Annotated in this window: 20 protein-coding genes; 11 read left to right on the top strand and 9 right to left on the bottom strand. The window is 61.3% G+C overall.

Features of this window, described 5'->3' with window-relative positions; genetic code table 11:
• Positions 1 to 106: 106 nt before the first annotated feature.
• On the bottom strand, positions 107 to 2188 hold the full coding sequence (locus tag KO538_RS11815) for a TonB-dependent siderophore receptor (RefSeq protein ID WP_257620305.1): 2082 nt from the start codon (positions 2186 to 2188) through the stop codon (positions 107 to 109).
• 394 nt (positions 2189 to 2582) lie between these two features.
• Between KO538_RS11815 and asd the strand changes: the two genes are divergently transcribed.
• On the top strand, positions 2583 to 3431 hold the full coding sequence (gene asd / locus KO538_RS11810; RefSeq protein ID WP_219328400.1) for an archaetidylserine decarboxylase: 849 nt from the start codon (positions 2583 to 2585) through the stop codon (positions 3429 to 3431).
• 17 nt (positions 3432 to 3448) lie between these two features.
• On the opposite strand, the gene KO538_RS11805 is transcribed toward asd, so the two are convergent.
• On the bottom strand, positions 3449 to 4354 hold the full coding sequence (locus tag KO538_RS11805; protein ID WP_219328399.1) for a LysR family transcriptional regulator: 906 nt from the start codon (positions 4352 to 4354) through the stop codon (positions 3449 to 3451).
• Between the two features lie 126 nt (positions 4355 to 4480).
• On the opposite strand from KO538_RS11805, the gene KO538_RS11800 reads away from it, so the two are divergent.
• From KO538_RS11800 to KO538_RS11790, 3 genes are all read left to right on the top strand, one after another.
• Positions 4481 to 5080, top strand: coding sequence for an FMN-dependent NADH-azoreductase (locus KO538_RS11800; RefSeq protein ID WP_034752334.1), 600 nt, complete (start codon positions 4481 to 4483; stop codon positions 5078 to 5080).
• 75 nt (positions 5081 to 5155) lie between these two features.
• Positions 5156 to 6031: a pirin family protein gene (locus KO538_RS11795; RefSeq protein WP_219328398.1), complete on the top strand. Its 876-nt coding sequence runs from the start codon at positions 5156 to 5158 to the stop codon at positions 6029 to 6031.
• Positions 6032 to 6149: 118 nt separating this feature from the next.
• Complete coding sequence (locus KO538_RS11790; RefSeq protein ID WP_219328397.1) at positions 6150 to 7106, top strand: cation diffusion facilitator family transporter; 957 nt, start codon at positions 6150 to 6152, stop codon at positions 7104 to 7106.
• A 60-nt stretch (positions 7107 to 7166) separates the two neighbouring features.
• On the opposite strand, the gene KO538_RS11785 is transcribed toward KO538_RS11790, so the two are convergent.
• Genes KO538_RS11785 through KO538_RS11775 form a run of 3 tightly spaced genes read right to left on the bottom strand, consistent with a single transcriptional unit; the run spans position 7167 to position 10738 of the window.
• Entirely contained in the window at positions 7167 to 9419 is a 2253-nt protein-coding gene (locus KO538_RS11785) for a bifunctional (p)ppGpp synthetase/guanosine-3',5'-bis(diphosphate) 3'-pyrophosphohydrolase (RefSeq protein WP_034752338.1), read from the bottom strand.
• A gap of 39 nt (positions 9420 to 9458) precedes the next feature.
• Positions 9459 to 9809, bottom strand: coding sequence for a RidA family protein (locus KO538_RS11780; RefSeq protein ID WP_034752339.1), 351 nt, complete (start codon positions 9807 to 9809; stop codon positions 9459 to 9461).
• Positions 9810 to 9856: 47 nt separating this feature from the next.
• Positions 9857 to 10738, bottom strand: coding sequence for an alpha/beta fold hydrolase (locus KO538_RS11775; RefSeq protein WP_219328396.1), 882 nt, complete (start codon positions 10736 to 10738; stop codon positions 9857 to 9859).
• Between the two features lie 259 nt (positions 10739 to 10997).
• Between KO538_RS11775 and KO538_RS11770 the strand changes: the two genes are divergently transcribed.
• Entirely contained in the window at positions 10998 to 12335 is a 1338-nt protein-coding gene (locus KO538_RS11770) for a dicarboxylate/amino acid:cation symporter (RefSeq protein WP_235194238.1), read from the top strand.
• A gap of 236 nt (positions 12336 to 12571) precedes the next feature.
• Entirely contained in the window at positions 12572 to 12982 is a 411-nt protein-coding gene (locus tag KO538_RS11765; protein WP_219328395.1) for a DoxX family protein, read from the top strand.
• A gap of 52 nt (positions 12983 to 13034) precedes the next feature.
• Here KO538_RS11765 and KO538_RS11760 read toward each other — a convergent pair whose 3' ends face one another.
• Together KO538_RS11760 and KO538_RS11755 are read right to left on the bottom strand one after the other, a co-directional pair.
• A complete protein-coding gene (locus KO538_RS11760) occupies positions 13035 to 13685 on the bottom strand; it encodes a CoA transferase subunit B (RefSeq protein WP_072454554.1) in 651 nt (216 codons plus the stop codon).
• A gap of 20 nt (positions 13686 to 13705) precedes the next feature.
• Positions 13706 to 14407, bottom strand: coding sequence for a CoA transferase subunit A (locus KO538_RS11755; RefSeq protein WP_219328394.1), 702 nt, complete (start codon positions 14405 to 14407; stop codon positions 13706 to 13708).
• Between the two features lie 147 nt (positions 14408 to 14554).
• On the opposite strand from KO538_RS11755, the gene KO538_RS11750 reads away from it, so the two are divergent.
• Entirely contained in the window at positions 14555 to 15121 is a 567-nt protein-coding gene (locus KO538_RS11750) for a PAS and helix-turn-helix domain-containing protein (protein ID WP_034752350.1), read from the top strand.
• On the opposite strand, the gene KO538_RS11745 is transcribed toward KO538_RS11750, so the two are convergent.
• Positions 15118 to 15894, bottom strand: coding sequence for an SDR family oxidoreductase (locus KO538_RS11745; protein WP_034752351.1), 777 nt, complete (start codon positions 15892 to 15894; stop codon positions 15118 to 15120). The genes KO538_RS11750 and KO538_RS11745 overlap by 4 nt on opposite strands.
• A 264-nt stretch (positions 15895 to 16158) precedes the next feature.
• Between KO538_RS11745 and KO538_RS11740 the strand changes: the two genes are divergently transcribed.
• A complete protein-coding gene (locus tag KO538_RS11740) occupies positions 16159 to 17835 on the top strand; it encodes an electron transfer flavoprotein-ubiquinone oxidoreductase (RefSeq protein WP_175444538.1) in 1677 nt (558 codons plus the stop codon).
• Positions 17836 to 17906: 71 nt separating this feature from the next.
• On the opposite strand, the gene KO538_RS11735 is transcribed toward KO538_RS11740, so the two are convergent.
• A complete protein-coding gene (locus KO538_RS11735; RefSeq protein ID WP_219328393.1) occupies positions 17907 to 18569 on the bottom strand; it encodes an acetyltransferase in 663 nt (220 codons plus the stop codon).
• 274 nt (positions 18570 to 18843) lie between these two features.
• Between KO538_RS11735 and KO538_RS11730 the strand changes: the two genes are divergently transcribed.
• From KO538_RS11730 to KO538_RS11720, 3 genes are read left to right on the top strand one after another with little or no spacing between them, the layout of a single operon-like run.
• Complete coding sequence (locus KO538_RS11730) at positions 18844 to 22053, top strand: tetratricopeptide repeat protein (protein WP_219328392.1); 3210 nt, start codon at positions 18844 to 18846, stop codon at positions 22051 to 22053.
• A complete protein-coding gene (locus tag KO538_RS11725; protein WP_175444536.1) occupies positions 22053 to 23204 on the top strand; it encodes a DegT/DnrJ/EryC1/StrS aminotransferase family protein in 1152 nt (383 codons plus the stop codon). Before KO538_RS11730 ends, KO538_RS11725 begins: the two co-directional genes overlap by 1 nt.
• A complete protein-coding gene (locus KO538_RS11720; RefSeq protein WP_219328391.1) occupies positions 23204 to 23932 on the top strand; it encodes an acetyltransferase in 729 nt (242 codons plus the stop codon). The genes KO538_RS11725 and KO538_RS11720 overlap by 1 nt, the downstream gene beginning before the upstream one ends.
• The last annotated feature ends 140 nt before the right edge of the window (positions 23933 to 24072 follow it).

Below are 24072 nucleotides of genomic sequence, written 5' to 3'. Positions count from 1 at the left end.
TTGGCAAAGTAAAAGGTGGCGCGCACGGACTGACCGTGCGCGCAATTGCCGAGATTATAGGCCAGCGGGGATGCCGGCCGGGGTTTTCAGTATAGAAACAGCGCGCTCAGAACTTCATTTCCAGGGTCGCGCGCGCCTGCGGCGAACTCGGCGAAATACTGTTGCGGGCTATCGTGCCGCTGGCGTCCGCATACGTGGTGGTGCTTTCGAAGTCTTGCGCCAGCAAGTTCGACACGGCCAGACGCAGCTGGTTCTTTGCATCGAATTTCCACAGCGCATAAATGTCGACGTCGCGCCGCGGCGAGGTGTAGGCGCTCTGGCGCTCGGTGATGCGCACGGGGCCGCCATTACGGAAGTTGAAGCTGCCGCCTGTGGTCAAGACGCCATCTGGCGTCTTGTAGTCGAGACCGAAGTTGCCGCTGACGGGCGTTTGCTGGTCGAGCCGGTTGTTCGGTCCCGGCACCTGGTCCACCTGCGACCAGTTGCGGCTGATACTGGCGCGCAAGTCGATGGCTGGCACGGGCGCGGCCATCACGGCGCGCAGCGGGAACTTCGCTTCCAGTTCCAATGTCTGAGTATTGGCGCGGCCATCGTTGACGGGCGTCGATACCCAGCGGTCATTGATGAATAGCAAACCCTGGCGCGTATAGCCATCGATACGGCGGGCCGAGGCGCGCGCGCTGAGCAATGCGCCTTCAGCCCAGTAGTGCTCGTACGAGGCGTCGATGCCCAGCGCCAGCTCCGGTTTCAGGTAGGGATTGCCTTCGCGGTCAGGGTCAGTCTGGCTATTGTTGGTCGAGGTATTGCGGCGCGGTATCAGGCTTGCCGTGGGTTGCGCCTTGTAGGTGCGCGTCAGGGCCAGACGTAGCTGGTCGCCCTTGGTATCGGGCAACTTCCACAGGGTTTGCAGCAGCGGGCTCCACACGCTGGTGCGCTGGTTCACTTCGTCATAGGTATCGCCCGCGCTGCGAGTATCGATGCCTTCCCAGCGTACGCCCGCATACATGGACCAGCGCGGCGTGATTTCCCAGTCATCCTGCACAAACAGGGCCAGGCGCTTGATGGTGGCGTCGAAACCTTCGTCGCTGTTGACGGGCGGACGCGCGCCCAAGGCAGCCAGTGCCGCTTCGCGCTGCCGGCGCGTTTCGTCGCGCTCCGTGTAGGCGCCGTCCCAGCCCATCGACAAGGCATGGCCGGGCAGCAAGGGCGACGAATATTTACCCGTCGAACTGACGCCGTTTTCCGTCGCCTTCACGCCCACCTTGCGTTCAAGCGCCAGGTCGCTGCCATCGACAAAGCCTTGCTGCAGACTGTCGGACGTATTGCGTGCGGCCGAGGCGCCGATTTTCAGTTCCAGTTTGGCGCCGCCGGCCAGCTTGTGCATCCACGTCAGGTCGCTGCGGCCGAAGGCGTTGTGGTTGCTTGAGCTGCCCGTATTGGTGTCGTAGTCGGGGCGCACGCCCTGCTCCGTTTCGGCCCGGCTGAAGTTGCGGTGATTCGAGCGCCCGCCATTGAAAAAGAATTGCGCCGTCACATTGTCGCCATTGGCCAGCACCCAGTTCAGGCGCGGCGACAGATTGATGCCTTCCGGACGGCCATCGCCCGTGCCATTCGTGCGGCGCAGCAGGTTTTGCCGGCCATCGGGCGCGTAGCCCAGTTCCAGGCCGGGATTGTCGTAATGGTAGTCGTAGCGGAACAGCGAGCCGGCCAGTGAATACGAGAAATTGCCGTCGCGGTCGGACAGCTGCACGTTGACGCTGGGCGAGAAGCTCACGTCGCTGCCCTGCACGCCCAGCTTGAGCTCGCGCTGCGCCGTCTTCACGGCTTTCTTGAGCACCACATTGATGGTGCCGGCGATCGACTGCGTGCTGTATTCGGCGCTGGCCGCATGCAGAATCTCGATGCGTTCGATCACGTCCGGCGACAGGGTGTCGAGCGAGAAACCGGCCGGCGCCCGCTCGCCATTGAGCAGTATCTGCGTGTAGCCGCTACCCAGCCCGCGCATGCGGATTTCGCCTCCCGAGCGTCCGGCCGCGCCGGAGACGGTAATGCCGGGCAAGCGTTTGAGCACGTCGGTGACATTCGTGTCGCCATACTTGAGGATTTCCTCGCTGCCCACGACCATCTTGCTGGCCGTATCGTCGCGGCGCGGATCGTAGCCGCTGCCCTTGACTTCGACGGTTTGCATGGCCGGTGCGGCGGGCTTTTCAGCCTTCGGCGGCGCAGTGGTGGCGGCAGCGGCCGTGTCGGCTGGCGCTTCAGATTGCTGGGCCTGGGCATTCCAGGCAAGTAAAACGGCTGAACAAAGGACGGTAAGGCGGAGGCAACGGCGTGGCATCATGACCTGGCTGAAAAAAAGTTGGCTGAATAAAAATGGCTAAAAGCTAAAAAACAGGCCGCCGTATTGTGCTGCAATTTTTTCCGAGTGGCGCAGTTTCCCGAAAATATTTCTTACAGCAAATTAAATTCGGCGGCGGACTGCGATACGCACCCTTGCATACGGCGCATATCATTGCGCGCCACATCGCCGCTATAATGCGTTTTCACCATTGTTCCCATCATCCCGTCAAAGGCTTCCCATCGTGTCTGACCGTCTTGCCGTCCTGCCTCAATATCTGCTTCCAAAAGGAGCGTTGACCAACTTTGCCGGCCGGATCGCCGGCGCCAAAGGCGGCGCCATGACCACGCGTTTGATCCGCTGGTTCGTCGGCCGCTACAACGTCAACATGGATGAGGCGCTGGACCCGGACATCACGCACTACACTAGCTTCAACGACTTTTTCACGCGCGCGCTGCGCCCCGATGCCCGTCCGCTGGCCCAGGCCGACTACATCTGCCCCGTCGATGGCCGCATCAGCCAGTTCGGCACGATCAACAAGGACCAGATCTTCCAGGCCAAGGGCCATAACTTCAGCACCACGGCCCTGGTCGGCGGCGACGCGTCCCTGGCGGCCCAGTTCGAACACGGCAGCTTCGCCAATCTGTACCTGAGCCCGCGCGACTACCACCGCATCCACATGCCGTGCGACGGCCGTCTGACGCGCATGATCTATGTGCCCGGTGAATTGTTTTCCGTCAACCCGACGACGGCGCGCGGCATTCCCGGCCTGTTCGCCCGCAACGAGCGCGTCGTCTGCGTATTCGACACGGCCAACGGCCCCTTCGTCATGACATTGGTCGGCGCCACCATCGTCGGCAGCATGGCCACCGTCTGGCACGGCGTCGTCAACCCGCCCCGCACGGGCCAGGTGCGCGACTGGAGCTATGCGAACGACAATGTCGTGCTGAAACAGGGCGAAGAACTGGGCCGCTTCCTGCTCGGTTCCACCGTCGTCATGCTGTTCCCGAAAGACACCGTGCAATTCAACGCCAGCTGGCAACCGGCCGGCCCCGTGCAGCTGGGCGAAGTCATGGGCAACCTGCCCAAGTAAGCCAACGGGACGCGCGCCTACACGGGCGCGTCGGTCTTGTACATTTCTTCCATCAAGTCCAGGAACGCGCGCGTCTTGGCCGGCATCAGCCGCCGGCCGGGAAACACGGCCCAGCCCGTGACCAGCGGGAAACACCACTCCGGCAGCACGCGCACCAATTCCCCCGTCGCCACATAGGCCTTGGCAAAGCGGTCCGTGCTGGCTGCGATGCCCACGCCCGTGCACGCCATGCGCACCAGCAATTCCGGCGAATTGGCCAACAGGCGCACGGGCAGATCGCGCTCCCACGTCGTCTTGCCTCGGATCAAAGTCCAGTGCACGAGGCCATGCACGGCGCGCGGCAAGCTGAGCAGATCGTGGCCGTACAGATCGTCGGGATGCTCGGGCAAGCCGTGCACGCTCGTGTATTTCGGCGAGGCATACAACGCCAGGGTGCTGAACGCCACGCGGCGCGCTGACAGGCTGGCGTCGTCGGGCAAATTGCCCATGCGGATGGCCAGGTCGAAGTTCTCTTCCAATAAATCCACGCGGCGCGCCGACAAGTCCAGTTCCAGCGAAATGGCCGGATAGCGGCGCACGAACTCGGCAAGCACCTGGCGCATCAGGGTGTCGCCGAAATCGGCCGGCATGGAAATGCGCAGCAAGCCGCTGGGCCCCGCCTGGCGGTGCTGTGCCAGGGCGCCGGCCGCCTCCGTTTCCTCGACCACCTTGCGCGCATGCTCGAGCAGGCTGGCGCCAAACTCCGTCAGCGCCAGCTTGCGCGTCGTGCGCAGCAGCAATCGTTCGCCCAACTTCGCTTCCAGCAGCGAGATGCGCCGCGACAGGGTCGATTTGGGCAAGTCCACGCGCACGGCGGCGCGACTGAAACTGCCGCATTCGACGACTCTGGCAAACAGCAGCAAATCTCCGGGATCGATATCCATATGTTGACCTTTACACTCGATTGTTCCATTTATGGATTAATTTTATCCATTTTAACGGCTTCCGCATCAATTTTGGAATTGCTATAGTTCATCCATCGCAAGACACCTCACAACGGAGAAAACAAGATGAACATCCTGCAAATCAATTCCAGCGCCCGCAGCACCGGTTCCGCCTCGACCCGCCTGGCTGACGCCATCGTCGCCCGCGTAGAAGCGGCCAACCCTGGTGCCGCCCTCGTCCGCCGCGACCTGGCTGCCGCACCGCACCCCGTGCTCGACGAACCGACCCTGCAAGCGCTGTTCACGCCGGCCGACAAACGCACGCCGGAGCAAGCGGCCCGCATCGCCCTGGACGACGCGCTGATTGCGCAAGTGCAAGCGGCTGACGTGATCGTCATCGGCGCGCCGATGTACAACTTCGGCATCACCGTGCAACTGAAAAGCTGGTTCGACGCAATTGCCCGCGCCAACGTCACCTTCAAGTACACGGAAAACGGCCCAGTTGGCCTGCTGAGCGGCAAGAAAGTCTATGTGGGCCTGTCCCGCGGCGGCTTGCACCGCGACAGCGCCAACGATAGCCAGGTGCCTTACCTGAACACCATGTTCGGCTTCCTGGGCATGACCGACGTGCAATACGTGTATTCGGAAGGCATGGGCATGGGTCCGGAAGCCGTGGCCAAGGCGCAAGCCCAGGCGGACGCCGAGATCAACGCGATCCTGGTGTAATAGCTGACTGCCGCAACAAGGGGTCAGACGGGGACGCCGAGTTCCGGCGGGTCTGACCCCAAACAGGAGAACACAATGAGCGATACCACCACCGTCAACAAGCCACGCGCCGTCGAGCGCGTGATCGCCGGCCAGGCCGTCATGGATGGCGCTGGCGTGAAGATCAACCGCGTGCTGACCCAGCAGTTGCAGCGCCGTCTCGACCCGTTCCTGATGCTTGATAACTTTGCCAGCGACAAGCCGAACGACTATATCGCCGGCTTCCCCGAGCATCCGCACCGCGGCTTTGAAACGGTCTCGTACATGATCACGGGGCGCATGCGCCACAAGGACAGCGCGGGCAACGAAGGCTTGCTGACGTCGGGCGGCGTGCAATGGATGACGGCCGGCAGCGGCGTGATCCACTCGGAGATGCCGGAGCAGGAAGAAGGCGTGATGGAAGGTTTTCAGCTGTGGCTGAACCTGCCCGCGCGCGACAAGATGCGCACGCCGTGGTACCGCGATTTCACGAGCAGCGAGATCCCCCGCTACACGACGGACGCTGGCGTGGCCGTGCAAGTGATCGCCGGCGAGAGCCATGGCGTGACGGGCGCCGTGCAGCGCGAACTGACGGAACCGTTGTACCTCGATATCGACTTGCCGGCCGGTGCCAGCTTCGAGCAACCCTTGCCGCCAGGCCATAATGCTTTCATCTACACGTTTCGTGGCGAAGTGCAGGTCGACGGCAAGGCCGTGCCCGCCCTGCGCATGGCGATCTTTGCCAACACGCCGGGCAGCGACGGCGTGCGCATCGAGGCGCCCGAAGGCGGCCGCGTGATCCTCGTCGCCGGCCAGCCCTTGAATGAACCGATCGCGCAGTACGGCCCGTTCGTCATGAATACCCAGGCGGAAGTGTTCCAGGCCGTAGAGGATTTCCGTGAAGGAAAGTTTGGCGAGACGGCGGCACAGTAAAATTTATTTGCTCCAGGTAAAACCTGCAGTGCCTCGCGGCCTGCAGGTTTTTTTACGCGCCGACTGTTTTGTTGCTTTTCAATTACACTGACGACAAGATCATTCCACAAAGCATTCCATGCATCCCACGCACGACAACACCGAACACGACGCCACCCATTTGCACGCCCACCTGAAAGGCGACGCCAAGCACACCCACTCATTCGAGGGGCGCAGCCAGAGCATCCTCGCGTGGGCGCTGGGGCTGACCCTGTCGTTTGCCGGCATCGAGGTCATCGCCGGTTTCCTGTCCAATTCGCTGGCCCTGATTTCCGATGCGGGCCACATGGTCACGGACGCGGCCGCGCTGGGCCTGGCCCTGCTGGCGCAGCTCATCGCGCGCCGCCCGCCGTCGCCACGCCACTCGTTCGGCTTTGGCCGCGCCGAAGCGCTGGCCGCCTTCGTCAATGGCCTGGCCATGCTGTGCGTCGTGGGCTGGATCTGCTATGAAGCCGTGCTGCGCTTTTCCGCCCCGCAAACCGTGCAAGGCGGCATGGTCTTCATCGTCGCCTTCATCGGCCTGGCGATCAACCTGGTGGTGGCGTGGGTCTTGTCGAAAGACAAGCAAAGCGTGAACACGCGCGCCGCCCTTGTTCACGTGATGGGCGATTTGCTCGGCTCGGTCGCCGCCATCGTGGCCGGCGCCGTGATTTACTTTACGGGCTGGATGCAGATCGACCCGCTGCTGTCCGTGCTGGTGTCCCTGCTGATCCTGAAATCCACGTTCGGGGTATTGAAAGAGTCGTACCACTTCCTGATGGAAGGCGTGCCCATGCACATCGACTACATCCAGGTGGGCGCGGACGTGGAAGAGGTGGACGGCGTGATTTCCGTGCACGACCTGCACGTATGGGACATGTCGCCCGGCCAGCCGGCCCTGATCGGCCACGTGGAAATCGAACACCTCGACCATTGGCCGAAGGTATTGCGGGCGATCAAGAAGATGTTACTGAGTAAGCATGGGATAGACCACATCACTCTGCAGCCGGAGACGGCGGCGATGGCGGGGTTGCATGCGGGTGACAAAACCCACTAGCAAGGACTGGGGTCGTACCCTCGGGGTACGACCCCAGCATCTGTCCTTGGGGTGCAAAGACTAGCTACGCCGAGCCTCAAGCACGCCACTGACATCCTTGATCACATTCAGCGCCTTCAACAGCTGCGCCGTCGAACTGATCTCGGCCGTAAACGTCATGCGGGCCTGGCCCTTGGCGCTTTGGGTGTTGACGCCGATGACGTTGATTTTTTCGCGCGAAAAGATTTCGGAGATGTCGCGCAGCAAGCCCTGACGGTCGCCGGCAAGAATGAAGATGTCGACCGGATACACGGTGTCGTGTCCGCCCGTGCTGCCCCACTCCGTGAAGATCACGCGCTCGGGCGACTTGGCGCGCATTTCCTCGAAATTCTTGCAGGTGGCGCGGTGGATCGACACGCCCTTGCCGCGCGTGACGAAACCGACGATGCTGTCCGGCGGCGCCGGCTTGCAGCACTTGGCCAGCACGGTCATCAAGCCTTCCGTGCCCACCACCAGCACGCCGGACTTGGCGCCCTGTTCCACGCTGGAAGCGCGGCTTTTGCCGACGAGCACGGCGTCTTCCGGCACCACCACTTCGCCATTGTCGTGCAGCGCCTGCTCCACGTGGCGCAGGCTGAATTCATCCTTGCCCACCGACAGGAACAGCTCGTCGACTTTCGCAAAGCCCAGCTTTTGCGCCAGCGCTTCCAGATTGACGGCCGTCTTGCCTTCGCGCTGCAACGATTTTTCCACCAGCGCGCGGCCGTGGGCCAGGGTTTCCTGCATGTCGATCGCGTGGAACCAGGCGCGGATTTTCGAGCGCGTGCGCGTGCTGACGGCGTAGCCGGCGCTGAGCCAGTCGCGCGACGGCCCGGCCGTGCCCGGCGCGCCCTTGGCCGTGATGATTTCGCAGGTCTGGCCGTTTTTCAGCTGGGTATTCAAGGGCACCATGATGCCGTCGACCTTGGCGCCGCGGCAGCGGTGGCCCACGTCCGTGTGCAGGTGATAGGCAAAATCGACGGGCGTGGCACCCACGGGCAATTCCAGCACGCGCGCTTGCGGCGTCATGACGAAGATGCGGTCATCCAGGGTGGCGGATTTCAACTTTTCCACCCACTCGCGCTGGATTTCTTCCTGGCCCACGACGGCGTCGGCCACCTCCGTTTTCCAGGCCAGCAGCTGGCGCAGCCAGGCGATCTTTTCGTCGTATTTCTGGCCGGCAAAGTTCGAGCCGCCCTCTTCCTTGTAGCGCCAGTGCGCGGCCACACCGTATTCGGCAAAGCTGTGCATTTCATTGGTGCGGATTTGCACTTCCAGCGGACGGCCATCTTCGGCGGTCACCACCGTGTGCAGCGACTGGTAACCGTTCGGTTTCGGCCGTGAAATGTAATCGTCGAATTCTTTCGGGATGGGGGTCCAGATATTGTGAACCACGCCCAGGACCGTGTAGCAGGTTTTCACGTCGGCAACGATGACGCGGAAGGCGCGCACGTCGTACAGGGCCGTGAAATCGAGCTCCTTGCCGCGCATCTTGTTCCAGATGCTGTAAATGTGTTTCGGGCGGCCAAATACTTCGGCCTGGATACCGGCCGAAGCCAGTTCCGTCTGCAGGCGCAAAATCGCCGAGGACACGAAGCCCTCGCGCATCATGCGCTTTTCTTCCAGCATCTTGGCGATGCGTTTATACGCTTCCGGTTCGATGAAGCGGAACGACAAGTCTTCCAGTTCCCACTTCAGCTGCCAGATACCGAGGCGATTGGCCAGCGGCGCGTACAGGTCCAGGGTTTCCTTGCCGTATTCACACGTCATTTCGTTGAACAGCTTCAAGTCGGCAAAGTAACGCAAGGTCGTCACGCAGGCGGCCAGGCGCACCAGCACGACACGCATGTCGGAAGCCATCGCCAGCAACATCTTGCGCAAGGTTTCCACCTGGGCCACGGCTTGCTGCGCCGCATTCTTGCCGCGCCCGCCAGCGCTGCCGTGCTGCGCCTGAGTCAGCGCGCGCAAGCGGATCAGCTGGCGCACGCCGGTTGCCAGGTCGCACACCTGCTTGCCGAAGCGGGGTTCGATGTCGGCCGCCGTATCGGGTTCCAGCAAGGTCAGCTCGAACATCAGGCCGGCGATGCGCGTTTCCGCATCGCTGCGCAGGAAAGCCAGGGTGGTGGCCACGCCGATGGCGAACTCCAGCGCGGAGCGGCCGGCAAAGGTCTGCTTGTCGCCATATGCTTCGGTGGCATACGCGAGCGCGTCCAGCACGCGCGCGCAGTCCGGCGCACTCAAGCCCTCTACCAGTTGTTCCGATGTGGCGCTATTCGGGGCCGAGATGGAAACCATGTATTACCTTTAAACTTAATGACTGAACAACTTGAAAACTTAACGTTCTGCAGCGATGACGACGATTTCAACCAGGCATGCCGGATTGGCCAGCTTCGCTTCCACCGTGGCGCGCGGCGGCGTGTGGCCGGAGGCGACCCAGTCATCCCACACTTCATTCATGCCGGGGAAATCCTTCATGTCGGCGATGTAGATCTGGCACGACAGGATGCAAGTCTTGTCGCTGCCCGCTTCCATCAGCAAACGGTCGACGTGGCCCAGCACTTCGCGCGTCTGGCCGACGATGCCTTGCGTGGTGTCTTCGGCGATCTGGCCAGCCAGGTAGATGGTGTTGTTGTGTATCGCTACTTCGGAGAGGCGTTTGCCTACGTGCAGTCGTGTAATTTCCATGCTTCTTCTTTCGGTTGTTTCAAAATCTGTACAGCGTATTACCTGTGTTACTTGCCCAGCAAAAATTTGCGGGCGATGGCGATCTGGTCGTCGTGGACGAAAGTGGGCGCATGGCCCACGCCGGCGATTTCCACCAGTTCCGCCTTCGGGCCGCGACCGAGCATGCGCGTGGCCGTTTCGTGCGACAGCAGATCGGATTCCGAGCCGCGCACCAGCAAGGTGGGGCAGCGCACGGCATCATATGCGGCCCACAGCATGGCTTCGTCGCTGGCCGCCGATTCCGGCGTGGCCGAGCGGAACGGCATGGCCAGTCCCATATCATAGTGGCGGCGCCAGTGGCCATCCTTATCTTGCCGCAACACATCCACCGCCAGTTTATGCCATTCCGCATCCGTGTGCGGGCCGAAGCTGGCGGACACGTCGCGCACGAACTTGGCGCCCTGCTCGAACGTCTCGAAACGCAAGTCCTGGCCGATGTAGTCGCCGATGCGCTGCAAGGCTTCGGGCGCCAGGGTCGGGCCGATATCGTTCAGGACCAGCTTGCTGATCGGGCTGTGCGGCAGCGATGCCAGGCCCAGGCCGATCAAGCCGCCCATCGACGTGCCGAACCAGTCCACCGTCTGGCGCTCGCCATTGGCCAGCACGCGCGCCAGCAGGGTCACCATGTCGCTCACATATTGCGGCACGCGGTAGAACTGGGGATTGGCCAGCCAGCCCGAGCGCCCGCGGCCCACCACGTCGGGGCAGATCACGCGGTAATCGCTGGCCATGGCGCGCGCCAGGTTGTCGAAGTCGTCCGCCACGCGCGTCACGCCATGGGCGCAGACGAGCACGTTCGGATTATCGGCAGCGCCCCACTCCTTGTACGACATGGTATGCAAGCCTGCGGGGGAGATGCACTGCACGGATTTGATGCTCGCTTCGATCATGCGATTCCTTATAACACCGGAGCTACGGTTTTGTCCGGCGTCGTTATTTGGTAGTAAAAAATAAAGAAACCGGCGATTTGCCGGTTGCCTCGCGCGCGACGCTACGGCAGTGTAGCGCAGCGCGGGCAATGCTCCAAGCGCGCGGCTGAAATGCTGCGCCGCAGCACACTACTGGCACGCTCGCCATGGCGCAATACCCGATATAGCGAAAATGCATATCTGCGGTTATCCACAATTGAGCCGGCCTGGCAATGCGCGGATGATCGCAGCATCAACCCGCAAGAGGAGACCACTCGTGAAAAAACCATTCTATAAAATCCTGTATGTACAGGTGCTGTTCGCCATCGTGGCCGGCGTGCTGCTGGGGGTGTTCTACCCATCGAACGCCGTCGACATGAAACCGCTGGGCGACGGCTTTATCAAACTGATCAAGATGATCATCGCCCCGGTGATCTTCTGTACCGTGGTCTCCGGCATCGCTGGCATGCAGGACGTCAAGAAAATCGGCCGAGTGGGCGGCAAGGCGCTGCTGTACTTTGAAGTGGTTTCCACCTTCGCGCTGGCCATCGGCTTGCTGGTTGCTAACATCCTCAAACCGGGCGCCGGCTTCAACGCTGATCCGGCCCACCTCGACGCCAAGTCGATCGCGCAATACACGCACGCCGAAGGCATGTCGACCATCGACTTCGTGATGAACATCATCCCGAAGACCTTCGTTGACGCCTTCGCCAAGGGCGACATCCTGCAAGTGCTCTTGATCGCCATCCTGTTCGGCTTTTCGCTGTCCCTGCTGGGCGAACGCGGCCGTCCCGTTACCAAGCTGATCGACGAACTGTCGCATGCCATCTTCGGCATGGTCAACATCATCATGAAAGTCGCTCCCATCGGCGCGTTCGGTGCGATGGCCTTTACCATCGGTAAATACGGCCTGGCTTCGCTGATTCCGCTGGCTAAACTGATGGGCTCGTTCTACCTGACCTGCTTCCTGTTCGTCTTCGTCGTGCTGGGTCTGATCGCCAAGTACACGGGCTTCTCGATCGGCCGCTTCCTGCTGTACATCAAGGAAGAACTGCTGATCGTGCTCGGTACCAGCTCGTCGGAATCGGCCCTGCCGGCCCTGATGAAAAAACTTGAGCGCCTGGGCTGCTCCAAGCCGGTCGTCGGCCTGGTCGTGCCGACCGGCTACTCGTTCAATCTGGACGGCACCAATATCTACATGACCATGGCCGCCCTGTTCGTGGCACAAGCCACCAACACGGAACTGACCATCTGGCAAGAGCTGACCATCCTGGGCGTGGCGATGCTGACCTCGAAAGGCGCGTCCGGCATCACGGGCGCCGGCTTCATTACCTTGGCCGCGACCCTGGCCGTGGTGCCGACGATCCCTGTGGCCGGCATGGCGCTGATCCTGGGCATCGACCGCTTCATGAGCGAATGCCGCGCGCTGACGAATTTTGTCGGCAACGGCGTGGCCACCATCGTCGTGTCGAAATGGGAAAAAGAACTGGACATGGACAAGCTGCACAGCGAGCTGGCCCACCCCACCCACCCGACGGACGACGCGTATGTCGCCCCGGCCGTAAATATCGTCAAGTAAGCCGTACTACTCACCATTGAAAGCCCCGCAGAGCGATCTGCGGGGCTTTTTTCATTGCGCCTGGGATTCTCGCATCATCAACACGCAGTAAATTATGCATCAATATTTAGCACGATGATCAATGAATGAAAAACCATTACAGTACTGTCACCTGTTCGCCGTCAAGCTCCCGCATAATGACATTGCGTTAATGCAAGCCTGACACCGAACCATCCTCACTTTTGAATGGAGCACGCATGTCCCTCTCGCCCGCCTTTTACGCCACCTGGAGCCCACGCCTGCTGGGCCTGCTGCGCATCATCCTCGGCTTTCTCTTCCTGCAACACGGCACGGCCAAGCTGTTCGGCGCGCCGCACGTGGCCATGTTCGACGGCTTGCAACTGTTTTCCGTGATGGGCGCGGCCGGCGTCATCGAGCTGGTCGGCGGCAGCTTGCTGCTGGTGGGCCTGTTCACGCGCCCCGTCGCCTTCATCCTGTCGGGCCAGATGGCGGCTGCCTATTTCATGGCGCACGCGCCGGCCGGTTTCCTGCCGATCCTGAACGGCGGCGAAATGGCCGTGATGTATTGCTTCACTTTCCTGTACTTCGCGGCAGCGGGCGCTGGCGCCTACAGCCTGGACGCATTGCGCGGCAAGGCAAGCGCATAAAAAAGGGCGGACATCGCTGTCCGCCCTGCTTCGATACGACGCTACGCCTGGCTTACACGGCGGAGACGTCCAGTTCCGCGCCCGTGGCCGCCTGCACTTGCTCCTTGGTCACGCCCGGCGCCAGTTCCACCAGCTTCAGACCGTTTTCCGTCACGTCGATCACGCCCAGGTCGCTGATGATGACGTCGACCACGCCCACGCCCGTCAGCGGCAAGTCGCACTGTTTCAGCAGCTTGTGCGACGTCGTGCCATCCTTGGCCGTGGCCACGTGTTCCATCAGCACGACAACGCGCTTGACGCCGGCGACGAGGTCCATCGCGCCGCCCATGCCCTTGACCATCTTGCCTGGAATCATCCAGTTCGCCAGATCGCCCTTTTCCGACACTTGCATGGCGCCCAGGATGGCCAGGTTGATCTTGCCGCCGCGGATCATGCCGAAGGAATCGGCCGAGCTGAAGTAGGCGGCGCCTGGCAAGGCCGTCACCGTCTGCTTGCCGGCGTTGATCAGGTCGGCATCGACTTCCGCGTCGGTGGGGAACGGGCCGATGCCCAATAACCCGTTTTCCGACTGCAGGAATACTTCGATGTTGTCCGGCACATAGTTGGCGACCAGGGTCGGCAAGCCGATGCCCAGGTTCACATAAAAGCCATCCTGCAATTCCTTTGCCGCGCGCGCGGCCATTTCGTCACGTGTCCAAGCCATAGTAATCTCCGTATTCTGTTTTATGCTTCGCTGCGCACGGTGCGCTGCTCGATGCGTTTTTCCGGGTTCGCGTTGACCACGATGCGGTGCACGAAGATGCTCGGCGTGTGGACCTGGTCCGGATCGATCTCGCCCACTTCGACCAGTTTTTCCACTTCGACGATGGTGATCTTGCCGGCCATGGCCACGTTCGGGTTGAAATTGCGCGCCGTTTTGCGGTAGACCAAATTGCCCGCGCGGTCGGCCATGTAGGCTTTGACCAGCGCCACGTCGGCCACGAGGCTGCGTTCCATCACATATTGCTCGCCGTCGAATTCGCGGAGCTCCTTGCCGTCGGCAACGATGGTGCCCACGCCCGTCTTGGTAAAGAAGGCCGGGATGCCGGCGCCGCCGGCGCGCAGTTTTTCGGCCAGGGTGCCTTGCGGCGTGAATTCCAGTTCCAGTTCGCCGGCCAGGTACTGGCGCGCGAATTCCTTGTTTTCACCCACGTAGGAGGCGATCATCTTCTTGATCTGGCGCGTGGTCAAGAGCTGGCCCAGGCCGAAGCCGTCCACGCCCGCGTTATTCGAAATGGCGGTCAGGCCCGTCACGCCCGAATCGCGCAAGGCGCCGATCAGGGCTTCGGGAATGCCGCACAGGCCGAAGCCGCCGACGGCGATGGTCTGGCCATCTTGGACGATACCGGCCAGCGCCGAGGCGGCGTCAGGATAAACTTTATTCATGGGTGTCCCTCTATCTTTTGTTAAGCTTTGGTCTTGAGTCCATGACTCAGGCAGCGACTCAGCATAAAATACGCGAGTGGAAAGTACAATACCGTAGAACTACCGGCGCCGTGCCGGCAATCCCCCTGTGAGAGTGATACGTATCAGATGAACGCCGCGTCAGCCATCGATTATGAAAGCATCTTCCTGCACGCGCCCGTGGGCATGTGCATGTCGGAAAACCGTATCATGCGTAGCTGCAACGAAGCGCTGGCGGCCATGTTCGGCTATGCGCGCGCCCAGCTGGACGACCAGTCGTTCGAAGTACTCTACCCCACGCACGACGAATTCCTGCGCACCGGTGACCGCATCATCCCCATCATGAACGCCAGGGGACGCTATTCGGACGAGCGCATCATGCGCCGCAGTAATGGGGAATTGTTCTGGTGCCACGTCACGGGCCACGCCATGCTGCCGCAGGAACCGCTGGGGCCGGGCATCTGGACGTTCGAGGATGTCAGCGAGAAACGTCCCGTGACGGCGGAACTGACTCCGCGCGAACGCGAAATCGCCGCCCTGCTGGTGGAGGGCAAGACCAGCAAGGTCATCGCCCGCCAAATCGACCTCAGCCCCCGCACGGTGGAAATGCACCGCGCCAAGCTGATGCGCAAGTTCGCTGCATCGACATCATCGGAGCTCGTGCACAAGCTGGTGGGACTGCAGCTGCAGCGCTAGAAGGTACTCATGCCACCGTCAGCGGAAATGATGGCGCCGTTGATGAAATGCGAATCCTCGCCCGCCAGCAGCAGCAGCAGGCCGTCGAGGTCTTCCGGCTTGCCCGGACGTTTATTCGGCAGCATTTCGATCAGCTTCTTGCCCTGCTCGGTGGCGAAATAATCTTCGTTGATTTCCGTGGAAATGTAGCCGGGGCAGATGGCGTTCGTGTTGATGCCGTATTTGCCCCACTCCACGGCCATGGCGCGCGTCATATGCACCATGCCCGCCTTGCTCATGCAATACACGCCGATCTGCGGCAACACCTGCAAGCCCGCCATCGAAGCGATATTGATGATGCGGTGCTGTTTCTTCGGGTCGCCCTTGGCGCGCGCGATCATGCGCTTGGCCGTTTGCTGGGCCACGAAGAACGAACCGCGCAGATTGGTGTCCATCACGAACGAGTAATCTTCGGGCGTGACGTCGACCAAGCGTTGCGTGGTGGAGACACCGGAATTATTGACGAGGATATCGATGGGGCCCGCTTCCGTTTCCGCATGCGCGATGGCCGACTTGATGCTGGCGAAGTCGGTCACGTCGAGCGACACCACGTGCGCGGCGCCGCCGTCCGCTTCGATTTCAGCGCGCAATTCCTTCAGGCGTTCGGTGCGGCGCGACGCCAGCACCACCTGTGCGCCGGCCTGGGCCAGCACTTTTGCAAAGCGCGCGCCGAGGCCGCTCGATGCGCCGGTAATCAGGGCAATCTTGCCCTCGAAATTGACTTCTATGCCCACGAGCTACTCCTGTTTTATTTTAGACAACACTTTACGCCGTGCCTATGGCAATCGGGCAAATTCCCCCGCAGCGCACTCGAGCAAAAGTAAACGCCATCATTACACAAAATGGCCGGATTTAGATTGCGGCGAGGGGCAATGTCACGCAAAATGGCGCCAAAGTTGCAATCCTCGCCAAAAACAAGCACACTCGTGCTTAAATTTCCCCGATGATGCTTTATTCCCTATCCTTGCTACCTAATTGAGTGACTGACAATCGAGACCATGACACAGCCTAATAACTTAGTTGAACAGTACGGACCGCGCGAAACCATGGAGTATGACGTGGTGATCGTCGGCGGTGGCCCCGCAGGCTTGGCCGCGGCGATCCGCCTGAAGCAGCTGGCCGCTGAAAAAAGCCAGGAAGTGTCCGTCTGCGTGCTGGAAAAAGGCGGCGAACTGGGCGCGCATATCCTGTCGGGCGCCATCATGGACCCGAAAGCGCTGACCGAACTGATACCGAACTGGAAAGAACTGGGCGCGCCCCTGAACACGGAAGTGACGGAAGACCGCATCCTGTTCCTGACCGAAACGAAAGCGTATAAAACGCCAGGCTTCGCCGTGCCGGCCTGCTTTGAAAACCACGGCAACTACATCGTCTCGCTGGGCAATGTGGTGCGCTGGATGGGCCAGCAGGCGGAAAACCTGGGCGTGGAAATCTTCCCCGGCTTCCCTGCCGCGGAAATCCTCTACAACGACGACGGCTCCGTGAAAGGTGTAGCGACCGGCAATATGGGCGTCAAGCGCGATGGCGAGCCCGGTCCCGACTTCCAGCTGGGCATGGAATTGCACGCCAAGTACACGCTGTTCGCCGAAGGCGCGCGCGGCCACCTGGGCAAGCAATTGATGGCCAAGTATGACTTGAACGCCGGCAAGGATCCGCAATCGTACGGCATCGGCATCAAGGAATTGTGGGAAATCGACCCGGCCCAGCACAAGCCTGGCCTGGTAATCCACTCGAGCGGCTGGCCGCTGGACACGAAAACCTATGGCGGCTCCTTCCTGTACCACCTGGAAAACAACCAGGTGATGGTGGGCTACGTGGTGGGCCTGAACTACGAAAACCCGTATTTGTCGCCGTACGAGGAATTCCAGCGCTACAAGACGCATCCGGAAATCCGCAAGTTCTTCGAAGGCGGCAAGCGTATTTCCTACGGCGCGCGCGCGATCGCGGCCGGCGGCCTGCAATCGTTGCCGAAACTGGTGTTTGCCGGCGGCGCGCTGATCGGCTGCGATGCGGGCTTTTTGAACATGAGCCGCATCAAGGGCAGCCACGCGGCCATCAAGAGCGGCATGCTGGCGGCGGACGCGGCGTTTGGCGCGCTGGGCGAACAGCGCCAGCACGACGAACTGACGAGCTACCCTGTCGCCTTTGAAAAATCCTGGCTGCATGAAGAGCTGCACGTGGCGCGCAACGTCAAGCCATGGCTGTCGAAAGGTCTGTACCTGGGCAGCCTGATGACGGGCATCGACCAGCTGATCTTCCGCGGCAAGGCGCCGTGGACCCTGCACCACTCGCATGGCGACCACGAATGCCTGAAACCGGCAGCCCAGTCGAAAAAGATCGTGTATCCGAAACCCGATGGCAAGCTGACCTTCGACAAGATGTCGTCCGTGTTCATCTCGAACACGAACCACGCGGAAGACCAGCCCATCCACCTGACGTTGAAGAACGCCAGCGTGCCCGTCGACGTCAACCTGGCCACGTATGCGGGGCCGGAAGCGCGTTACTGTCCCGCCGGCGTGTACGAGTTCGTAAAGAACGACGACGGCGCCGAACGCCTGCAGATCAATGCGCAAAACTGCGTGCACTGTAAAACCTGCGACATCAAGGACCCGACGCAGAACATCGTGTGGGTGACACCGGAAGGCGGCGGCGGGCCGAACTATCCGAATATGTAAGCCGGTCGCCCGGCACGCAGCGGCAGCGCTACCGCAGTCGGCAGCGCTGCCGCGCTGCGGCTGCCGCGAGCTTACACATACTTGTCGCCGGCCACGCGGCTGCGTATCATTTTTGCCGGCGCGCCATAGCTGACGCACAAATCGGCCACGGGCCGCGTCACCACGGCACCGGCGCCGACCACGCAGTGACTGCCTATGCGCATGCGCTGCAGCAGCAAGGCGCCCATGCCCAGGGCGCTGCACGTGCCGATGAAGCAACTGCCGCCTGTCGCAGCGGCAGGCGCCAGGCTGGAAAACGCCTCCATCACGGAATCGTGATCAAGCGAGGCGCGCGTGTTGACGATACAGCCATGCCCGACGTCGCAGCCGGGATTGATCACCGCCCCTGCCATCACCACGCTGCCCGCACCGATGTGCACGGTCCTGGCGACACAGGCCTGCGGATGCACGGCGCTGACGAATGGCAGTTGCGGGCACAATGCCGCCACGCGGGCCGTCACGCTTGCCCGCACGAAGTTGTCGCCGATGGCCACCAGTAATCCTGCCACGGCCAGCTGCTCCACCAGGACCGGTAGATCGGACTCGGCGCCCAGGACGCGATAGCCCGAGGTTTCCTCACCGATCGTCCGGAACGCATCGATCAAGCCGGCGATATGAAAGACCCCCTGGCGTTCGACCACGTCAATGACGACCTTCGCATGGCCCGACGAGCCAATGATTAAAATGTTTTGCATATCCCAGCTGAAAAGTGAACGATATCGGACAGCGACCGCCCGGCAAGGAAGGCGCCAATTCACGGGCATCATACCAGCAGCCCGGCACAAGGCATGCCGCCCATCCGCCTGCAAGGTTTTTAAAACAGCCACTTTTCCCCGCGCTTTGACCAGCCAGCAACACCAAGTTTGCATTGCGACAGCATTCCTGGATAAATTCCACCTGGAAAGTTTCTCAGAAGCACTTTCACCAGTTACAATTCCCTCTGCTAACCATTTCCCCTTCCGCCCGCCCATGAACGCAAACGCCCTTCCCGCAGTGCCCCTCGACGCCGAATTGCAGCAGGCAATTACCGAACACCAGGCTGGCCGTTTTGCCGAGGCGGAAGAGCTTTACCTGGCGATTTTGCAAGCGCAGCCGTATCACGCCATCGCCAACCACAATATGGGTTTATTGGCGGGACAGGTCGGGCAATACGAGGCCGGCTTGCCGTATCTGCACAAGGCGCTGTCGGTGAACCCCGACGAAGGCCAGTTCTGGCTGTCGTATGCGGATGGCTTGCTCAAGGCGGGCGAACGCGAACAGGCGCTGGAGATCGTGACGGCGGCCATCGCGCGCGGGCTCGACAACGAACAGTCGCAAGGCTTGCGCAGCCGCATTGAAACGGCGATCGCCAGCACGCCCACTGCGCAGGAAACGCAGCACGTCATTGCACTGTATCAAGCCGGCCACCATGCCGAACTGGAAATGGCCAGCCACGCCCTGACGCAGCGCTATCCCGACTCCGATTTTGCCTGGAGCGTGCTGGGCACCGCCCTGCAATTGCAGGGCAAGGATGCGTTCGAGGCCTTGCAAAAAACCGCGCAATTGGCGCCCAACGATGCCGAAGCGCATGGCAACCTGGGTACCGCATGGCAGGAACGAGGCATGTACGACCAGGCGATCGACAGCTATACCAGGGCGCTGGAACTGAATACGGACTTTGTCGAAGCGCATGGCAACCTGGCGGCGGCCCTGCAGGCGCAAGGCAAGCTGGAGCAGGCTGAACAGGCATACCGGCAAGCGCTGGCACTGCGTCCCGATTACGCCAAGGGCCACTTCAATCTCGGCAATACACTGCAAGCGATGCAGCGCAGCGCCGAAGCCATCGCCTGCTATCAAAGCGCGCTGGCCCTGCTACCGGGCGACGCCGACATCTATCTGAATCTGGGCAACGCCCAGCAAGACCTGCAGCAATGGCAAGCGGCCATCGTCAGCTACCGGGCCGTACTGCAATTAGCGCCCCAGACCACGGCGGCGCATGCCAATCTGGCCGCGGCGCTGCATGGAGCCCAAGACTACGCGGGCGCCGTGACCAGCTACCGCCGCGCCATCGCACTGCATCCCGACGACGCCAAACTGCACAACAACCTGGGACGCGCCCTCCAGTCGCTGGAGCAGCCGGAGGAAGCGATCACCGCGTACGAGCAGGCGATTGCGCTCGATAGCGATTTCACCCAGGCGCTGAGCAATCTGGGATTGCTTCAATGCAAACAGAAGAATTACACGGCGGCCATCGAGTACTGCGCAAGAGTGCTGCGCCTGCAGCCGGACGATGCGCAAGCCTGCGGCCAGCTCGCCATCGCCTACGGAGCGGCCGAAGACCATGACAATGCCTTGAAGTATTTCAAGCTTGCCATCGACCTGGCTCCCGGCAACGCCGCGAACCACAGGCAGCTGGCCGATTACTACAGCACCATCAAGCGCTATCCGCTCGCGGTGGAGGCATACCGCCGCACCCTGGAACTCGATTCCGACGATAGCGAAACGCACAACCACATGGGCGTCGCCCTGCAAGAACTGGAGCAATACGACGCAGCCACCGCCGCCTATGAGCGCGCACTGGAACTGGAACCGAAAAACATCTCGGCGCTGTGCAACCTGGGCTCGACGCGCCAGGCGCAGAAACAATTGGAACACGCAAAGCAGACGTATCTGGCCGCGCTCGCTATCGCCCCCGCATTCGAGCGCGCTTACTTTGCGCTCGGCAATTGCTACGTGCTCATGAACGAGCCGCTGCTGGCACTCGATTGCTACCACAAGACACTGGAAATCAATCCCGACTATCGTGACGCCTACGTCAATATCAGCGCCACTTTCAGCAATATCGGCAGGATAGAAGAAGCGATTGAAACCTGCCGCAAGGGCCTGGCCGTCTGCCCGCTGTGGGAAACCCTGTTCAGCAACTACCTGTTCCTGTTGTCGCATAGCACCGAGATCGATCCCCAGGCGCTCTTTGCCGAGCATCAGCGCTTCAGCGACACCTTTGAAACGCATATCGCCAAAGGACGCGGGGAGCACAGCAACAGCCGCGACCCGCTGCGCACCTTGAAAGTCGGCTTCGTGTCGGGCGACCTGCACAACCATCCGGTGCCGCACTTTCTCATTCCGATACTGGAAAATATCGCCGATGACGCCCAGTTGTCGCTGTATGCCTACCACAACAATCCGTGCAATGACGACATCACGGAGCGCCTGCGGGAAGTCATTCCCCACTGGCGCCAGGTGGAACACCTGTCCGATCCTGACCTGGGCCAGCTGATCCGCGACGATGGCATCGACATCCTGATCGATTTGTCCGGCCACACGGGCAAGAACCGGCTGCTCATGTTTGCCGCCAAGCCGGCCCCTGTCCAGGCCAGCTGGATCGGCTACCCGCTCACGACGGGACTGCAATCGATCGATTACTATCTGGGTGATCAGCACTTCACGCCACCGGACGAATTGGGCGACCAATTCTCCGAGAAACTGCTGCTGCTGCCCGCCTGCGTGCCCTTCCTGCCGTCCAAGCTGGCGCCCAGCGTCCAGCCCGCGCCCGTATTGACCAATGGCCACATCACGTTTGGCAGTTTCAACCGTACCAATAAAATCAATCGCCAGGTCATCGCGCGCTGGGCCAGGGTGCTGCGCGCCGTCCCCGATTCCAAGATGATCGTGGCGGCCATGCCGAAATCGGAAGCGCCGCCGCAACTGGCGGCCTGGTTCGCGGAAGAAGGCATTGCGCCGGAACGCCTGACCTTCGAAGGACGCACGGGCATGGCCCAATTCATGGCCATCCATCACCGCATCGATATCTGCCTCGACGCCTTCCCGTATTGCGGCAGCACGACAACGCTGCATGCGCTGTGGATGGGCGTGCCCACCCTCACGACAGCAGGCCCGACCATGCCTAGCCGCGCCGGCAACATGATCATGCGCCAGGTCGAACTCGATGACTTTATTGCCACCGACGAAGATGATCTCGTGCGCAAGAGCGTGGCCATGGCGGCCAACCCCATGCTGCTGGGCGCCTACCGCTTCAGCATGCGGCACCGCCTGGAACGCTCGGTCCTGGGCAAACCCAAGCTGATTACGGAAGGCCTGGAAAATGGCTTGCGCATCATCTGGCAACGCTGGTGCGAGGGCTTGCCGCCCATCTCGTTCGAAGCACCCGTGGCCGTACCCAACCCGCCGATCGGATTATGATGAGCGCTCAAAAAAACAAACCCGTGTATGTCACCCAGCCCCTGCTGCCGCCGCTGGAGGATTTCCTGCCGTATCTGGAAACGATCTGGAACAACAAGATCCTGACCAATGGCGGCCCGTTCCACCAGCAACTGGAACAGGCGCTGTGCGACTACCTGGGCGTCAAGCACATCTGCCTGTTCGCCAATGGCACCTTGGCATTGATGACGGCCTTGCAGGCGCTGCGCATCAACGGCGAAGTCATCACGACGCCGTATTCGTTTGTCGCCACCGCTCATTCGCTGCTGTGGAATAACATCAAGCCCGTCTTTGCCGACATCGAGCCGCACAGCCTGAACCTCGACCCGAGCAAAATCGAGGCGGCCATCACGCCGCAGACCACCGCCATCATGCCCGTGCATTGCTACGGCCGGCCATGCGATATCGAAGCCATCGAGAAAATTGCCGACAACTACAACCTGAAGGTGATCTACGATGCCGCGCATGCGTTTGGCGTGCGCCACCGGGGCGGCAGCGTGCTCAATCACGGCGACCTTTCCGTGATCAGCTTTCATGCCACCAAGATCTTCAACACCTTCGAAGGCGGCGCCATCGTCTGCCCCGACGCCAAGACCAAGCAACGGATCGACCACCTGAAAAACTTCGGCTTCGTCGATGAGGTCACGGTCGTTGCCGCCGGCATCAATGGCAAGATGAGCGAAATCAATGCCGCCTTCGGCTTGCTGCAGCTCAAGGGCATCGACGGCGCGCGCCAGAAACGCAAGGCGATCGATGCGCATTACCGCCAGCAACTGGCTGGCATCGATGGCATCACCTGCGTGCAGCAAGGCGATGCCGAGGCCGCCAACAACGCGTATTTCCCCATCCTGGTCGGCCCCGATTATCCGCTGTCGCGCGACGCCCTGTTCCAGCGCCTGCGCGACCAGGAAATCTATGCGCGCCGCTATTTTTACCCGCTCATCAGCGACTTCCCCATGTACCGCGGCATGCCGTCCGCCGCGCACGCGAACCTGCCCGTGGCGCGGCTCGCCTCATCGCAAGTGATCTGCCTGCCCATCTATCCGGATCTGGAGATGGCGACCGTGGACGCCATTATCGCCATGATCGCCGCGCCAGCACTGCAACAAGAAGTGATACGGAACATCGCCTGATGCAAATTTCCACCGAAACCAATTTTTCCGGCGTAGCGGAGAACCATGCCTGGTCGGGCCAATTCACGGTGCTGGGCTACGCGGATGGCGCCATCAGCACCCTGCCCCATCAATTTTTCCGCAACTGGCTGGACCAGGAACCGGAGAACGGCCACTTTTATATTGGGCGCGGCTCCTGTTTCGGCGTCGGTTCGCTGGTGAAATATGACAGCGGACAGCAAAGCCTGTGCGTCGGACGCTATGTAGCCGGTGGCTCGCGCCTGAGTTTCATCCTCAATGGCCAGCATGAAATGCGCACGGTCTCGACCTTCATGCTGTCGATCCTTGGCGGCGGATTGAAAAATACGCCGCCGCCACAGTATGCCGACACGGTGATCAAGAACGATGTGTGGATCGGCGACGAAGTGATGGTGCTGGGCGGCAGCGTGATCGAAAACGGCTGCGTCATCGGCGCGCGCTCGCTGCTGCCGCCGAATTTCCGCTCGGAACCTTATGGCATCTATGCGGGCTCGCCGGCGCGCCTGATCCGCTACCGCTTCACGGAAAAAGTCCGTGCCGCGCTGCTGGAACTGGCCTGGTGGGAAATGCCACTGGAATGGGTACGCAACAATAACGCCATGTTCATGGAAGACCTGTGCGCCGACGAAGCGAAGGCCTTGCTGGTCATCGATATCCTGAAAAGCAGCCGCCGGCAATGGGAAGCGGAACACGGCGGCGCGGTGGATTGAACTTGCGCAGCTTGCCATTCAGGCAAGTAAAAAATTATTTCCGCACGGCATTTAATAAAGTGGAAGCGATGGTCGTCTTGTACTGGTAGGAGCAGATAAACCGTCGCTCCTCACCATAACCACCCAATTAGGAATGACAC

It is taken from the genome of Janthinobacterium sp. NKUCC08_JDC (genome assembly GCF_019345575.1).
GTDB lineage: Bacteria > Pseudomonadota > Gammaproteobacteria > Burkholderiales > Burkholderiaceae_D > Janthinobacterium > Janthinobacterium aestuarii.
This window is presented reverse-complemented; position numbering and strand designations above follow the sequence as displayed.